This is a genomic window from Helicobacter sp. (assembly GCF_029067145.1).
GTDB lineage: Bacteria > Campylobacterota > Campylobacteria > Campylobacterales > Helicobacteraceae > Helicobacter_D.
The window spans coordinates 1-15,296 of the sequence record NZ_JAIEFA010000034.1 but is presented as its reverse complement, the minus strand read 5'-3'; the positions used below and the strand labels follow the sequence as shown (position 1 = coordinate 15,296).

Genomic DNA, 15,296 nt, shown 5'->3' with positions numbered 1-15,296 from the left:
AAGGAGTATGTATGAATGTAGAATCTCAAATTAGCACCGCTTTAGAAGAGATTAAACGCGGCACACAAGAGATTATCGGACTAGAAACTATTGAAGAGTTGGTAAGTGCATACTTTAAAGAAGGCAAAACTTTTACAATTAAAGCGGGTTTTGACCCGACTGCACCCGATTTGCATTTGGGACATACCGTTCTTTTGCAAAAGCTTGCTACTTTTCAAAAATATGGTGCAAAAGTTTATTTTTTGATTGGTGATTTTACAGGAATGATTGGCGACCCAAGCGGCAAGAGCGAGACAAGGAAGCCGTTAAGCAAAGAGCAAGTGTTGGCAAATGCAAAAACCTATCAGGAACAAGTAACAAAAGTTTTGGATTCGGACAAAATGGAAATTGTCTTTAATTCTGTATGGCTTGATAAACTCGGCACTCGCGGTATGATTGAGCTTGCTGCAAAATTTTCAGTGGCTAGAATGTTGGAGAGAGATGATTTTGAAAAACGATTCAAAGCACAGAATCCCATTAGTATTGTAGAATTTTTTTATCCGCTTTTGCAGGGTTATGATTCTGTGGCACTGAATTGTGATATTGAGTTTGGTGGCACAGACCAGAAGTTTAATTTGCTTATGGGCAGACATTTGCAACGCGCTTATGGATTAAACAAGGGACAATCTGTTGTAATGGTGCCATTGCTTGAGGGATTAGATGGCGTGCATAAGATGAGCAAGAGTCTAGGGAATTATGTCGGAATCACGCAGGAGCCAAAGGAAATGTTTGGAAGGCTTTTAAGTATTTCAGATTCTTTAATGTGGAGATATTATGAACTGCTAAGCGCAAAAACACTTCAAGAAATAGAATCGCTAAAAGAGGGAGTAGCAAAGGGTAGTTTGCACCCAAAAGCAGTCAAAGAGGACTTGGCAGTAGAGATTATCACGCGCTATTATGATAGAGATTGCGCCTTGAGTGCGAAAGAGGAATTTGCAAAAGTTTTTGTCAAAGAGGAATTGCCAAGTGAGATGCCAGAGTTTAAAAAACCTTGTGGCATTTGGATTGCGCAGCTCTTGAGTGAATGCAATCTTTGCACATCTAATTCTGAAGCGTTGCGCCTCATTAAACAGGGCGGGGTGAAGCTAAATAGTCAGAAAGTTGAGGATTCTAAGTTAAATTTAAATCAAGGTGAATATATTTTGCAAGTTGGCAAGCGTAAATTTGCTAAAATTATGATTCAATAAACTTCAAAAAAGGAAAGATATGCCACACACACTCAAAGCACTTAAAATTGGAAAATACACCATTCCTTTACCTATTATTCAAGGGGGAATGGGAGTTGGAATCAGTTGGGATAATCTCGCGGGTAATGTATCTAAATGTGGTGCGCTTGGCATTATTTCTTGTGTGGGAACAGGCTATTACAAAAGAAGTGCATTTGTGCAAAAAACGATTAAGCATAGACCCTTTGATACTCTGAATTTTTATTCCAAAGAATCTCTTATGGAGATATTTAAGAATGCACGAAAAATTTGTGGCGAAAATCCTTTGGGCGCAAATATTCTTTACGCAATCAATGAATATGGTAGAGTGGTGCGTGATGCTTGCGAAGCAGGGGCAAATATGATTATTACCGGAGCGGGATTGCCTACAAATATGCCAGAATTTACAAGTAACTTTCCTAATGTTGCTTTGATTCCTATTGTTTCTTCTGCCAAGGCTTTAAAGATTTTGTGTAAGCGGTGGGAGGGACGCTATAAACGCATTCCTGATGCGGTGATTGTGGAGGGACCATTGAGCGGAGGACATCAAGGAGTGAGTTATGAGGATTGTTTCAAGCCTGAACATCAACTAGAAGCTGTTTTGCCTGAAGTCATTGAAGAGAGTAAGAAATGGGGAGATATTCCAATCATTGCTGCAGGCGGAATCTGGGATAGAAAAGATATTGATAAAATGCTAGATTTGGGAGCAAGTGGAGTGCAAATGGGAACGCGATTCTTAGGAGCTAAGGAGTGCGATGCTACATACTATAATGAACTTATGTTAAGAGTTAAAAAAGAGGATATTGAGCTGATAAAATCTCCTGTAGGTTATCCTGCACGCGCTGTGATTACAGGTATTGTTAAAGGGTTGCGTGAGGGGCGTCTTCCTAAAATTGCTTGTGTGAGTAATTGTGTAAGCCCTTGCCATAGGGGAGAAGAAGCAAAAAAGGTGGGATATTGTATTGCAGATGGTTTAGGAGATGGCTATCTAGGAGACCCCATTAATGGCTTGTATTTCACAGGTGCAAATGGTTATCGGATTGAAAAAATCCAAAGTGTGCAAGAAATTTTAGATGAATTAAGCCGATGATTAGATTATTCCTCTTATTTTGTTTATTTTGCAGTGGATTGTTAGCAGAAGTTAAAATTCTTTCGGTGCAACAACTGCAAAATGGTATTATTTTAAATTTTAATCAAATAGTTAAACCAACAGATTTTAAAAATTTTCTCTTGCAAAGCCAAGAAAAATTGCGCTATGTTTATGATATAGAATCCCAATTACAAGGGAGTGCAAGAGTTTTTGAGTTTCAAGGCGATGTGCAGGTTAAAGTGGCTCAGAATTCTCAAAAAAAAGTGCGTTTAGTTATTACGAGTTCGGAACAATTAAAGATTGAATTGAAAATCAATAAAAAACAAGCGACTTTTACGATTCCTAATGCCAAATTGGCACAAAGTAATTTTTCCATTGCCTCACTTTTTGAGCCCCAAACCCCCAATCAATCCGTAGAATCGCAAAAAAAACCAAATGCAACAAAAGTGCAATCGCAAAAACCAAGCCCCAAAAAAGAAGAGAAAAATGCACCCAAGACAACTAATACAACAAAAAATTATTCCAATAAAATAAACAAAACCATTGTGATTGACCCTGGACACGGAGGTAAGGATTGCGGAGCAATGGGCATAGATAGAGTATGTGAGAAAAAAATCGTATTAAATATCGGTAAATATTTGCGTGATGAGTTGAAAAAACGCGGTTATAAAACTTATATGACACGCGATAAAGATGTGTTTATTGGGTTGCGGCAGCGCACAAATTTTGCCAATAATAAAAATGCCGATTTATTTATCTCAATCCACGCCAATGCAATTCCAGAGAATAAGGCAAAATTTGAGGGCGTAGAAAGTTATTTTTTATCCACTGCTAGGAGTGAGCGCGCTAAAAAAGTCGCTGCATTGGAAAACAAAGATGATACAGAGGGAATGAATTATTTTTCTAAGCAGTCTTTTTTAAACACATTAAATACGCAACGCATTGTGGCTTCCAATCGTCTAGCCATTGATATTCAGTATGGTATGTTGCAGTCTTTGCGTCCTAAGTATTCAATTATAGATGGTGGTGTGCGTGAAGGTCCATTTTGGGTGCTTGTCGGAGCAATTATGCCTTCTGTTTTGCTTGAAGTAGGTTATATTACACACCCCAAAGAAGGTAAAAGACTAAATCAAGTAGCTTTTCAAAAGACTATTGCCAAAGGTATTGCTGATGGCGTAGATGGCTATTTTCAAAAAAATCCCTAAAGGTTAATAATGCGAAAAATTACGATTCCTCATTTAATATTCTCTTCTTTATATTTTATTCTAGCACTTTTTACGATTTTGATGTTAGTTTTAACAAGTTTTGCACCAGATTTTAAACATATGTTTCGGCTTACAACACAGCCTTTTGGCGTATATTTTGGTATTAGTGCAATTTTGCTTGCTTGTGGTGTAATGGTAAGCTTTTTTAATATTATACGCATTTATTCTAGCCATTTACCAAAGTTATATAGTTTGATGATTGGTTTTGCATTGTGTGTGTTTGCATTTTTGCTTTATTATGAACTTTTTGTAATGCATAGAACCTATTTTGAGCCTTTTTCTTTTGAGGATTCTTTAAGATTAACTCAAGAAAATGTTTTTTCTAAAACGATTTATCAGATATTTGTAGATTATATCTGCTATATATTTTTTGTGATTTGTCCCGCAGTTTTTTATATTTTTAATTTTTCTTTTAATAAAAGCACAAATTTTGGCAAACTCTTGCAGCTCATACAACCAAGTTTTAATGTAATGCTAGGTGTTTTGTCTGGATTCTCTATTTCACCTTTTTTCAAAAGTGGAATTTTAGGTTACTTTGATTTAGCGTTGTTATCTTTGGGACTTGGATTGGTATTATATTTGTGCATTAAAGGCAACAGAAATATTGATTCTTATGAAATTTTTAATTTATTTTTGCTCCTTATTATATGCATAGTGATTATGATTTCTTCTTATAGTTTTGTAGATGGCGAATCTTATTTTGAGGTGCGTAAGGCGTTTTATGCCTTAGTATTGTTTGGTTGGTGTAGTGCGTGGATGATGAAGCTTACGATTCGGCGTTAAGTTTGATTTAAAGTTTCTTTGTTAGAATAAACCCAAAAAAGAGGAGAGCAATATGGATAAGTTAAACAGAAGCTTAATATTATTCTCTTCTTTTGTTTATGCTACTTGGTGGGGCAATCGCCCCTAGTTTTCTTTCTTAAATTACGCTTTTATTTATACATTTTTGCAAAAGGATATTCAAATGGATAAACCATATTTTAAGAAATTTCCAGATGAGTTTGGGTTCTTTGGAAGGTTTGGAGGAAGTTTTGTGCCCGATTCCATTAAGCAGGCGATGAATGAGATTAATACAGCTTACGATTTGATGGCACAAAATAGTGATTTTATCGCGGAGTTAAGAAAGATTCGCAAACATTTTCAAGGGCGTCCAACGCCGATTTATTTTGCCAATAATTTAACGAAAAAATATGGTGGAGCTGGAATCTATCTAAAACGCGAGGATTTGAATCATACAGGTGCGCATAAATTGAATCATTGTATGGGTGAGGCACTTTTGGCGAAATTTATGGGCAAAAAGAAGCTGATTGCAGAAACAGGAGCAGGGCAACACGGCGTTGCAATCGCGACTGCAGCAGCGTATTTTGGGCTAGAATGCGAAATCCATATGGGAGAAGTGGATATTAAAAAGGAACACCCCAATGTGGTGCGTATGAAAGTCTTAGGAGCAAAGGTGGTTCCTGTTGCTTTTGGTGCAAAAACGCTCAAAGAGGCTGTGGATTCTGCCTTTGAATCTTACTTGAAAGATCCTAAGAACACAATGTATGCAATCGGCTCTGTCGTAGGTCCTCACCCCTTTCCCAAAATGGTGCGAGATTTTCAAGCTATCGTAGGAGTAGAATCCCGCGAGCAATTTTTGGATATGACGGGAGAATTACCCGATATTGTGTGTGCTTGTGTGGGCGGAGGAAGCAACGCAATGGGAATCTTTAGCGGATTTATTGAAGATGCAGTGGAACTTGTAGGGGTTGAACCTTTGGGCAAAGGAAGTGCGCTAGGGCAGCACGCTGCGTCTTTAAGCTATGGAAGTGAGGGGATTATGCACGGATTTAATTCTATTATGCTAAAGGATAAAGGAGAGAATCCTGCACCCGTTTATAGCGTAGCAAGCGGGTTGGATTATCCAAGTGTGGGACCAGAACACGCCTATTTGCATAGTATTGGACGCACAAAAGTCGCAACGATTAGCGACAAAGAAGCCATTGACGCATTTTTTATACTAAGCAAAAATGAGGGAATTATTCCAGCGATTGAATCTAGCCACGCATTGGCTTATGCCCTCAAAGTCGCTCCGAATTTAAAGGGGCAAAAAATACTTGTTAATTTAAGCGGTCGCGGAGATAAAGATATAGATTTTGTTGTAGAAAATTTCGGCTATGGGGAGTGAGAGGGAATCGCACTCATTAATTATGCGGAATTGAAAAACGAAAGAAAAGAAGCAGAATCCGATTCTGCACAGATTGCCCATAAAGGAATGCAATGAGCTTAGCTTTAGGGTATGTCGTCATTTCGGCGATTTTAGATGTGATTGCAAATTTGTTTTTAAAAAATCCAACGCTTTCACACACAAGGGTTATACCATAGGCTGCATTTTGATGGTTTGGGCGGCTTTTAGCGTGTTGATTTTTGCGCTTGAGGATATGCTTTTAAGCGTGGCGTATTCTACTTGGGGTTGAATCTGTGAGATTTTATCTTTGCTTTAAGATTCTATTGCGTTATTGCGAGATTCCGCTATGGAATCTCTAGTTGTTTGGTTCTTTACGCATTGCTTCACCCTCTGTGTATAGTTGCCGATTAAGTAATTTTATTTCTTCATTTTGTTTAAAATTGCGATAAAAAACAAAGAATGGTGTTGCAATACTAGCAAATGAGCCAATTGCTATCAAAGAACCCCACAGATTTATAAATATAGCGTTGTTAGCAAATGAGTTAAACGCTCCCATTAAAGGAATTATTACCCCTATGAATATAGTGATAAACTGAATTGCCAAAAACCAGCCAATAGAACTCCATATGGGATAGTTAAGCTTTCTTACAGGCACAAACACATCACGAGTGATATTATAAAAAGCATTGACATAATGTGTTCCATTGCCTTGTGGAATCGCATATAGCGCAACTTTATCTCCATCAGTAAAATAATATCCCCCCTCATATCTAAATACTGTATTTTCTATTGTAAATTCCGTTTCATATATGTTTGTTAAAACCTGTTTATTAGCATTTTTAATTTCACCTTTAGTTATTCTTGCCATTTAAAATCCTTAGTAAAAATAGTTAAAAATTTTAGTTTTTAACATTTGCATCATTGCGAGAGATTCGTTAGAATCTCTTGGTAATCCATAATTTAGAATCTTGCCTTTAGAGATTCCATTATAAAGTTTCTTTGCATTTGAATTATAGATTGTTACGAATTGCGCTGCAATTCTCGCAATGACAGAAAAGCAAGGTGTCATTCTCTTAAAATGGAGATTCTAGCGCATTATCTCAACGCATTTTCTCTTAAAGTTTTGGCAAACTCCAAAAGATTTTCGCTCCAAGGGATTTGCAAAGGCGAGAAAAACCCTAGTTGCGCGCCGCTTTCTTTGGCAATAAATTCTGCGGCTTTGGTAGAAAATTCCGGTTGGGCAAAAATGATTTTCAGATGATTTTCTTTAATTGTTTGAATCACTCTTATCATTTCTTGCATTTTTGGGCTTTTTCCCTCAATTTCAATCGCAATTTCCTCTAACTGATAATCTCTAGCAAAATACCCAAGCATAGGGTGAAAAACAACAAATTTCTGATGGCTTGGCAGTGTATTTAAGATTTGCCTTAATTGCATATCGGTTTGTTGGATTTCAGCAAGGAGAGCTTGATAAGTCTTTGAATAATCTGCCTTTGGGTCTAATTCTTGTAAGGCTTCGTAAATATTGCGTGCAATTTGTTTGGCGTTTTGCGTAGAGAGCCAAATATGCGTGTCTCCCTCATAATGTTCCTCGTGTTTTTCGTGCGAATGCGCGAAGTTGATTTTTGCGATTCCTAAACTATTGTCATAAACTTTCATCGCCTTGTTTTGCGCTTGGAATCGCGTGAGCCAAACGGCTTCAAACTCAATACCAATACCAAAATAAGCCAAAGCAGAATTTACTTTTTTAACATCTGAAAATTTTGGTTCAAAATCGTGGGGATTCATACCGAGTTTTACAAGTGAGACAACCTCGTATCTATCGCCTGCGATTTTTTGCACAAACTCTTGTTGCATAGGAATGCTTACTGCAATGATTTGTCGTGCTTCCTGTGCAAAAGCGATTTGGCTTATCCACAGCAAAGCCAAGAATAACTTTTTCATTTCTTCCCTTTTAGTAATTATTAAATTTTTTTGAGATATTATTATACCTTATTTTAAATTTTAAAAACGCGTTCATAGCTCAATTGGATAGAGCATCAGACTTCGGATCTGAGGGTTGGGGGTTCGACTCCCTCTGAGCGTACCACATAAAACTTTCTTAACATTTATCAATCAAACAATTTAAAAAGGCTAAAAATGGATTTAGGTGCATTAAAAGCAGAGATTAAAGAGGGATTAAAGACTTTAGAAAATTTGGATAATATTGTTACGATTTTTGGCGGAGCTCGTGTGGGTTGCGAGAGTAAAGCCTATCAATCCATTGTGAAGCTAGCGCAAAAGCTTGGTGCAGAGGGTTATTCTATTATGACAGGGGGCGGTCCCGGGATTATGGAAGCGGCGAATCGCGGGCTGATACAATACAAAAAAACTCAAGGTTTGGTATCTCCTAACGCAAGCTTGAAAAATCATTCGGTTGTATCTATTGGTTTGAATATCCAACTTCCCCACGAACAGCAAATGAATCCTTATGTAGAAGTGCCGCTGAAATTTCAAAATTTTTTCAGCCGAAAAATCGTTTTTAATTATAATTCTACCGCATTTATTGTGGCAGTTGGAGGATTTGGCACTTTAGATGAATTGAGCGAAGTTTTGGTGCTAATTGCGACAGGTAAGCACAAAAGAATCCCAATAATTTTGTATGGCAAAGATTATTGGAAAGGATTTATGCAATGGCTTCAATGCACGATGTTAAAGGAGGGTGTTATTTCAAAACAGGAATTAGAGTTAATCCAAATCGCAAACAAGCCCAAAAAGGTTTTAAAGATTTTAAAAAAATATCAAAACCAATGAGTAATCCTGTTAAAATACAGGATTGCCTATACCATACATCATAAAAAGCACCATAAAAGCGGCGAAAATCCCAAGTAGCAAAGGAACAAACCTTGACATATTTTTCCTTAAAAGAGTGAAAATGAAAAATTTAGCATACAATAAAAGACCTAAAAGTTTCCAAGATTTCATAGGACAATCGCATCTTTTTGGAGAAAATGCTCCTTTAATGCGCCTTATTTTGAGCGGTAAGATTCCGCACAGCTTTTTCTTTGGACCTCCCGGAAGTGGCAAGACAAGTGCTGCGATTCTCATTGCTAGAGCGATAGATTCTCCCTTTTATTCTCTCAATGCGACAAGCTTCAAATCAGAGGAATTGCGCGCGATTTTAAAAAATTATCAAAATACCTTGCAAAAGCCATTGATTTTTATTGATGAAGTGCATCGTTTAAACAAAGCCCAGCAAGAAATACTTTTGCCCATTATGGAAAATTATCAAGCGTTAATTTTGGGTGCCTCTACGGAAAATCCTTATTTTGCCCTCACTCAAGCGATTCGCTCGCGTTCAATGGTATTTGAATTTTATCCCCTAGAGAAAAAGGATTTAGAAAATATTTTAAAGCCTTACGCACTAAGTTCAGAGATTCAAGATTTTTTGATTCAAACAAGTGGTGGCGATGCGAGAGCAATGCTGAATCTGCTAGATTGTGCCTTAAGCACAGAGTTGCCCTTAAATGTGGAGTTATTAGAAACTTTTCGCAAAACAAATTTAAGCGGAACAAGCGAGCTAGATACGCATTATAATCTGATTTCTGCGATGATTAAAAGCATTCGTGGAAGCGACGAGAACGCGGCGGTTTATTATCTTGCGCGTTTAATTAGCGGGGGTGAGAATCCAGAGTTTATCGCGCGTCGTCTTGTGATTTTGGCGAGTGAGGACATCGGAAATGCGAATCCAAATGCGTTAAATTTAGCCAATTCTACCTTGCAAAGTGTTGCAAAGATTGGTTATCCAGAGGCTAGAATTATCTTAGCGCAATGCGTGATTTATCTTAGCAGTTCGCCCAAATCCAATAGTGCTTATTGCGCCATTGATAAGGCATTAAAATATGTAGAGCAAAATCCTAACGAGCCGATTCCGCCAAATATTGTGCAATTTAACAAAAACTATCTTTACCCTCACGATTTTGGCGGTTTTGTAGAACAAAAATATCTCCATAAGGATTTGAAGTTTGTAGAGTGGCTACCTAAGGGATTTGAAAAGACTTTGAAAGAATGGCTAGATAAAATCAAAGGCAGAGAATGAGAATCGCAAATAGTTATGAGTTACTAGAATATCTAAAGTTGCAGAATCTCTTACCCACGATTCCACAGGATTTTGTAGCGATTTCTCTAGCGGATTTGGAATCTTCAAAAGATTTATGGTGGTGGCCTAATGCGCTAAGTTTTGAGGTGGTTGTCGGGGCGATTTTGGTGCAAAATACGCGTTGGGAGCAAGTTTCTAGCGCGTTAGAAAAATTAAGAAACAAAGAAGTTTTGAATCTAAACTCTTTGAGCACAATTTCGTTGCCAACTTTGCAGAATCTCATTTCAAATGTCGGATTCTATCGCCAAAAAGCAACAAGAATCCAGCAACTTTGTCGGAATATTTTAAAAGATTTTGGGGATTATGCGAGTTTTTGTGCGCAAGTTTCAAGGCAGTGGCTTTTGAGTCAAAAGGGCATTGGAGCGGAGAGTTGCGATGTGATTTTGTGTTATGGGTTAGGAAGAGAGGTTATGGTCGCGGATAGATACACTTATAAGCTGCTTTCAAGTTATGGTTATACTTTGGAATCTTATGAGGATTTACAGGCTTGGTTAAGCAGTGGAGTGAATGAAAATTATGATAAAGTTTGCGCGCTTTATGGCTTTAGGATTCCGCTTAATCTGCTCTTTGCAAGATTTCATGGTAAAATTGTAGAATATTGTAAAATTCATAGAATCTAAAAGGAAAAAATGTGAAAAAATATGAAAATTTTGAACCCTTAAAAGTGTTTTTAGAAATTTGTGCGATTCCGCACGCAAGCTTCCAAACACAAGCATTAAAAGAATGGATTATCAAGGAAGCGCAAAAGTTTGGTGCAAAAGTGCAATGCGATACAGCGGGCAATGTGCTATGCACAAAAGGCTTACCGAAGTTGTGCTTACAAGGACATTATGATATGGTATATGTGGGACAATCTGCACAATTTTTGGTAAAACCCAAGTTTATAGAGCGCAAAGGCAAAGCATTTTTGTGTGCAGAGGATTCTAGTTTGGGGGCAGACAATGGTGTGGCTTTAGCTTGTATGTTGCTTGCATTAAGGGATTGTCAAAATATAGAATGCCTCTTTACGATAGATGAGGAAGTCGGAATGATAGGAGCAAGGGAGATTGCATTGCCCCTTTTAGCTCCATATACGCTAAATTGTGATAGTGAGGAGATAGATGAGGTAGTATGCTCGTGCGCAGGCGGTTATGATTTGGAATGCAAAATGTCTTTTCCAAGCATTGAAATCGCACAAGATTGTGAGATTTGGGAGATTTGCACGCAAGGCTTTATGGGGGGACATAGTGGGATTGAAATCCACAAAGGAATCCCTAATGCGATTTTAGAATTAGCCAAAGTGGCGCAATCTCTTATAGAATGTGGCGCGCTAGCAATAGAGTTTTATGGCGGTGAGAAGCGCAATTCTATCCCTGTGAATGCGACTTTATCCGTTGCGATTCCACAAGAGAAAAAGGCACAATGCAAAGAAATCCTAGAAAGAATCGCACAAGGAGATTTAGAGGATTGCGCGCGATTCAAAGTTATGAAAAAACCCCAAGAAAGACAAAAAGAAGGACAAAGAAAGGCTTTTGATATATGTAAGCTTTTGGAAGCCATTTTGGGTTTGCAAAATGGTGTCCTAGCTTCCCAAAATGCCGAGCCGATTCTCTCAAGCAATCTTGGGATTTTGCAGCAAACGCTTCAAGATGAAAAAGTGCAGATAGAATTTGTGGTAATGGGGAGAGGAAATCAAGAATCTTTAATGCAGGACAATATCGCAAAAGAGAAAATGAGGCTAGAAGCATTGGGTTTTGAAGTTGCATTATTGGATTATTATGCACCTTGGGAGAGAGAGGAAAGTGAGTTGTTGGAAAATGTCTTGCAAATTGCTCAAAAGCACAATCCCAAAGCACGATTAAAAAGTATCCACGCGGGGCTTGAATGTGGAATCTTAAAACAAAAATATCCCTCCATTTGTTTTGCTTCCATTGGTCCAAATATTTTTCACCCGCATTCTGTGCGTGAAGAGCTTGACTTGGAAAGTTTCGTATGCTTTGATAGGATTTTGCAAGATGTGCTTAAAAGATTTGGCGCGTTTTAACAAAAACCTAGAGAGATTCTGCTAAAATTGCTTAAAATTTAGATTTAGGAATCGTAATGGCAAAACACAAATGGAATCTAAAATTTCTTGTTTATTTTGTGGGCTTTGGTTTTTTGCTAGCTCATTCTAGCTTATTTGCTGCCCCATCTCTCGTGAATGGAATCGCATTTTTCGTCAATGATTATCCTGTTACTTTAATGGAGGTTTATAAAGTTCAGCAACGCGATAAGGTTTCGCAACAAATTGCAATAGACTTGCTGATTAATGACCGCCTGCATAAAGAGGAAATAGACAAAAGAAAAATTGTTGTCAATGAAATAGAGATTCAAGATGAGATTGCAAGAATCGCGAGACAAAAAAAGGCTACATTGGAGCAAGTGAGAAATTATATTCAAGGGAATGGTGGAAATTGGGAACATTACAAAGAGGAAATTAAACGCAATTTACAAAAAAGAAAGCTTTATCAATCTATCACGCAAGAGGGCTTGAGAATGGTAGATGAAAAAGAGCTTGAAAATTATTATAATACACATAAACAAGAGTTTTCTATCCCCCAAAGCATAGATGTTGTCAAATACTTTAGCAAAGAAGCAAAATCACTTGAAAAAGTTGTCCAAAGTAATGGTAAAGTCGTTCTGTCCGATGTGCAAAAGACAAATGAAGTATTGCAAACAATGGAGCTACACCCGCAAATTGTCAGTGCTTTTACACAAGGAGCAATCGGTAGATTTACCCCGATTTTTCCTGTTTCTGATGAATTTGTTGTGTTTTTGATTAAGGCAAAAAATAATCCCGCGCTTTTACCTTATGATAATGTGCGCAATGTAGTTTTGCAAAAAATAATGGAGCAAAAAGAGGATTATTTGATTTATGAATATTTTGAAAAGTTGCGTTCTAACGCGAAAGTAAATATTGTGCGTTTAAATTAAGGAGCAAGTATGAGTAAAATGCAAGAAATTTTTAAATGGAGTTTGTTTGGTATGGTGATGAGTGCGGTAGCTTTTGTCTCTGTGGGTTGTAGTTCTAATTCTGTTACTCCCAATGACCCGAAATTAGTCCCTTGCTATCATCAGGAAACCAAGACGGCTAAGAATTGCGAGGAAGTGGATTTTGTAAGGCTTTTAGAATCCAAAGAAGAATGGAAAATCCATTCGTATCATTTCAAAGGTAAAACCATTATTTTGGCAAAAAATGTAGAAAATCCTCCGATTTTGCGATTTTCTAAAAATCAAATCAATGGCACTTTTGGGTGTAATCAATTCTTTGGAGGTTATTTGATTCAAGAGCAATCTCTCCACCTAGACAATATCGGAATGACACGTAAAATGTGCGAACCCAATACTATGACACACGAAGATATTTTGGTGCAGAACTTTCTTAATGCTTCTACAAAGATTCTTGTAGTAGAAGAAAGCAAGGGAATGAGTAAAATTTTCTTTATCGGAAAAGATTTTTATTTGGTATTAAACTAAAAGTATAAGTTTAAAGATATTTTTACCAAAATTACAATAGGCTTTTGAGATTTAAGACGAATAAAGGAAAAATATGTGGGTTACAAAATCCTATAACGATAAATTTCAACAAGAATATAAAATAGAACGCAAATTACACGAAGTCAAAGGCGAAAGGCATACATTGGAGCTTTTTACCTCCGAAGCATTCGGCGAGATTGCCTTGCTAGAGGAGGGAATGTTGCTTCAAAAGATGCTTTGTGTGCAAAGTGAGTTTTTGGCACATCTCTTGGCTTGTTCGCACAAAGCGCCCAAGCGCGTATTGATTGCGGGAAGTTTCAACTTAGAAATTGCTTTTGAATTTTTGCGTCATCAAGATTTATGTGTAGATTTTTTACAATTTGATTTAAAAGTTCTAGAATCGCTTGTTAGCTTTTTTCCGCATTATAAAGAAGTGATGGAATCCCCACGCTTTACTTTGATTCCACAGCAAAACAAAGAATTTTTAAAGCAAAATACACAAGAAAATCGGGCAAGTTATGATATTATCTTGCTTTTGGATTCTACACAGCAAGCGCAGGATTATCAGTCTTTGCTAGAGGAAAAGGGAATCTTGATGATAAAATCACCACAGATTCTCTTAGAAACCTTAGAAGTCAAGCGTTTGTTGGAATCTTTGGGGGATTTTAGGGTAAAAATGCCTTGTTTTGCGCCTTTGTCTCTTTTGCAAGATTGCTATATTTTCGCCTCTAAAGTCTATCACCCCACAGCGGATATTCAGCTGCAACGCGCAGATATGTTAGAGGGATTGCAATATTATCACGCAAATTTACATTTGAGTGCATTTGTATTGCCAAAATCCGTTAAAACCGCACTTTCTGGAGTAGCGAAAAATTGAATCTTAGATATGCTATTGCATTAAGCGGTGGAATCGCAAGTGGCAAAAGCACAGTGGCTTCACTGCTCAAGCTTTATGGGTATCATATTATTTGTGCAGATGAGATTGCGCATACGATGTTGAATTCTAGTGCAAAAGAAGTGGTTGCAGTTTTTGGCAATGGAATCTTAAGCGCAGATTGTGGCGATTGCGCATTAAAGATTGATAGGCAAAAACTAGGAAAGATTGTATTTGCAGACAAAGTTGCTAGGGGCAAGTTGGAATCCATTTTGCACCCAAAAGTCCGAAAAGAGATTCTGCAACAAGCGCAAAAACAAGAAAGCAAAAAGGTTTTATATTTTATTGACATTCCTTTATTTTTTGAGACGAAACATTATCCGATTCAGCAATCCTTATTGATTTACGCAACAAAGGATTTGCAGATTGAACGTCTTAAAAAACGCAATGGCTTAAGCGAGCAAGATGCGCTTTGCCGAATAGAATCGCAAATGCCATTAGAGGATAAACGCGCAATGGCTAGCTATGTGATTGACAATTCTGGGAGCTTAGAGGAATTGCAAAGTGCGGTGGAGACTTATTTGCACTCTCTACAAAAGCTTAAAATTTAATTTAAGCTTTGTTTGCTATAATTGCGCCTTTTAGTAAAAGTGTAGGGGTGTTAGCTCAGCTGGGAGAGCGCAACGCTGGCAGCGTTGAGGTCAGGAGTTCGAACCTCCTACACTCCACCATATATGCGTCCGTAGCTCAGCTGGATAGAGCAACAGGTTGCGGTCCTGTAGGTCGGGGATTCGAATTCCTCCGGGCGTACCATTCTCCCTTTTTCTTTAATTCTCGTAAATTTTAATGGATTGATATAACTTTATGGAATCTTAATTTTATTCTCTATAAAATAAGCCTTTGTTTAGCTTCACTATGGATTAGAAATTTATTCTATTATTGGAGCGCATTTAAGGAATGAAATGCTTTTACAATTCAAACAAACCACAAAAATCTTATTTTACTTAAAGGCTATTCCTGCGG

17 protein-coding genes and 3 tRNA genes are annotated in these 15,296 nt (G+C 37.5%); 17 read left to right on the top strand and 3 right to left on the bottom strand.

Features of this window, described 5'->3' with window-relative positions; genetic code table 11:
* Nucleotides 1-11: 11 nt before the first annotated feature.
* The 6 genes from tyrS (at nucleotide 12) to K2N75_RS03150 (ending at nucleotide 6,055) form a co-directional block, all read left to right on the top strand.
* Complete coding sequence (gene tyrS / locus K2N75_RS03175) at nucleotides 12-1,226, top strand: tyrosine--tRNA ligase (RefSeq protein ID WP_297679706.1); 1,215 nt, start codon at nucleotides 12-14, stop codon at nucleotides 1,224-1,226.
* A 19-nt stretch (nucleotides 1,227-1,245) separates the two neighbouring features.
* Complete coding sequence (locus K2N75_RS03170) at nucleotides 1,246-2,334, top strand: nitronate monooxygenase (RefSeq protein ID WP_297679707.1); 1,089 nt, start codon at nucleotides 1,246-1,248, stop codon at nucleotides 2,332-2,334.
* Complete coding sequence (locus tag K2N75_RS03165; protein WP_297679708.1) at nucleotides 2,331-3,539, top strand: N-acetylmuramoyl-L-alanine amidase; 1,209 nt, start codon at nucleotides 2,331-2,333, stop codon at nucleotides 3,537-3,539. Before K2N75_RS03170 ends, K2N75_RS03165 begins: the two co-directional genes overlap by 4 nt.
* A 9-nt stretch (nucleotides 3,540-3,548) precedes the next feature.
* The gene (locus tag K2N75_RS03160) at nucleotides 3,549-4,382 is read left to right on the top strand and encodes a hypothetical protein (protein ID WP_297679709.1); all 834 of its coding nucleotides are present in this window, start codon (nucleotides 3,549-3,551) and stop codon (nucleotides 4,380-4,382) included.
* A gap of 181 nt (nucleotides 4,383-4,563) precedes the next feature.
* Nucleotides 4,564-5,766 carry a tryptophan synthase subunit beta gene (gene trpB / locus K2N75_RS03155; RefSeq protein WP_297679710.1) on the top strand — a complete coding sequence of 401 codons (1,203 nt, stop codon included), beginning with the start codon at nucleotides 4,564-4,566 and terminating at the stop codon, nucleotides 5,764-5,766.
* A 208-nt stretch (nucleotides 5,767-5,974) separates the two neighbouring features.
* On the top strand, nucleotides 5,975-6,055 hold the full coding sequence (locus K2N75_RS03150; protein WP_297679723.1) for a hypothetical protein: 81 nt from the start codon (nucleotides 5,975-5,977) through the stop codon (nucleotides 6,053-6,055).
* Nucleotides 6,056-6,121: 66 nt separating this feature from the next.
* Here K2N75_RS03150 and K2N75_RS03145 read toward each other — a convergent pair whose 3' ends face one another.
* Genes K2N75_RS03145 through K2N75_RS03135 form a run of 3 tightly spaced genes read right to left on the bottom strand, consistent with a single transcriptional unit; the run spans nucleotide 6,122 to nucleotide 7,710 of the window.
* Nucleotides 6,122-6,634, bottom strand: a complete 513-nt coding sequence (locus K2N75_RS03145; protein ID WP_297679711.1) for a hypothetical protein — start codon at nucleotides 6,632-6,634, stop codon at nucleotides 6,122-6,124.
* A 9-nt stretch (nucleotides 6,635-6,643) separates the two neighbouring features.
* Nucleotides 6,644-6,835, bottom strand: a complete 192-nt coding sequence (locus tag K2N75_RS03140) for a hypothetical protein (protein ID WP_297679712.1) — start codon at nucleotides 6,833-6,835, stop codon at nucleotides 6,644-6,646.
* Between the two features lie 26 nt (nucleotides 6,836-6,861).
* Nucleotides 6,862-7,710, bottom strand: a complete 849-nt coding sequence (locus K2N75_RS03135) for a zinc ABC transporter substrate-binding protein (protein ID WP_297679713.1) — start codon at nucleotides 7,708-7,710, stop codon at nucleotides 6,862-6,864.
* A gap of 68 nt (nucleotides 7,711-7,778) precedes the next feature.
* On the opposite strand from K2N75_RS03135, the gene K2N75_RS03130 reads away from it, so the two are divergent.
* The 11 genes from K2N75_RS03130 (at nucleotide 7,779) to K2N75_RS03080 (ending at nucleotide 15,086) form a co-directional block, all read left to right on the top strand.
* A tRNA-Arg gene (locus K2N75_RS03130) sits at nucleotides 7,779-7,855 on the top strand.
* Nucleotides 7,856-7,905: 50 nt separating this feature from the next.
* Nucleotides 7,906-8,559: a TIGR00730 family Rossman fold protein gene (locus tag K2N75_RS03125; RefSeq protein WP_297679714.1), complete on the top strand. Its 654-nt coding sequence runs from the start codon at nucleotides 7,906-7,908 to the stop codon at nucleotides 8,557-8,559.
* A gap of 121 nt (nucleotides 8,560-8,680) precedes the next feature.
* On the top strand, nucleotides 8,681-9,844 hold the full coding sequence (locus K2N75_RS03120; protein ID WP_297679715.1) for a replication-associated recombination protein A: 1,164 nt from the start codon (nucleotides 8,681-8,683) through the stop codon (nucleotides 9,842-9,844).
* Nucleotides 9,841-10,524 (top strand): 3-methyladenine DNA glycosylase, encoded by a 684-nt coding sequence (locus K2N75_RS03115; protein WP_297679716.1) that lies wholly within the window; start codon nucleotides 9,841-9,843, stop codon nucleotides 10,522-10,524. Before K2N75_RS03120 ends, K2N75_RS03115 begins: the two co-directional genes overlap by 4 nt.
* Before the next feature lie 11 nt (nucleotides 10,525-10,535).
* Nucleotides 10,536-11,927, top strand: a complete 1,392-nt coding sequence (locus K2N75_RS03110) for a M20/M25/M40 family metallo-hydrolase (RefSeq protein WP_297679717.1) — start codon at nucleotides 10,536-10,538, stop codon at nucleotides 11,925-11,927.
* A gap of 56 nt (nucleotides 11,928-11,983) precedes the next feature.
* A complete protein-coding gene (locus tag K2N75_RS03105) occupies nucleotides 11,984-12,856 on the top strand; it encodes a peptidyl-prolyl cis-trans isomerase (RefSeq protein ID WP_297679718.1) in 873 nt (290 codons plus the stop codon).
* Between the two features lie 9 nt (nucleotides 12,857-12,865).
* Nucleotides 12,866-13,399, top strand: coding sequence for an META domain-containing protein (locus K2N75_RS03100; RefSeq protein ID WP_297679719.1), 534 nt, complete (start codon nucleotides 12,866-12,868; stop codon nucleotides 13,397-13,399).
* Between the two features lie 73 nt (nucleotides 13,400-13,472).
* Nucleotides 13,473-14,276 carry a spermidine synthase gene (locus tag K2N75_RS03095; protein ID WP_297679720.1) on the top strand — a complete coding sequence of 268 codons (804 nt, stop codon included), beginning with the start codon at nucleotides 13,473-13,475 and terminating at the stop codon, nucleotides 14,274-14,276.
* The gene (coaE, locus tag K2N75_RS03090) at nucleotides 14,273-14,884 is read left to right on the top strand and encodes a dephospho-CoA kinase (protein WP_297679721.1); all 612 of its coding nucleotides are present in this window, start codon (nucleotides 14,273-14,275) and stop codon (nucleotides 14,882-14,884) included. The genes K2N75_RS03095 and coaE overlap by 4 nt, the downstream gene beginning before the upstream one ends.
* 44 nt (nucleotides 14,885-14,928) lie before the next feature.
* Nucleotides 14,929-15,004, top strand: a tRNA-Ala gene (locus K2N75_RS03085).
* A 5-nt stretch (nucleotides 15,005-15,009) separates the two neighbouring features.
* Nucleotides 15,010-15,086: transfer RNA gene (locus tag K2N75_RS03080), tRNA-Arg, on the top strand.
* The last annotated feature ends 210 nt before the right edge of the window (nucleotides 15,087-15,296 follow it).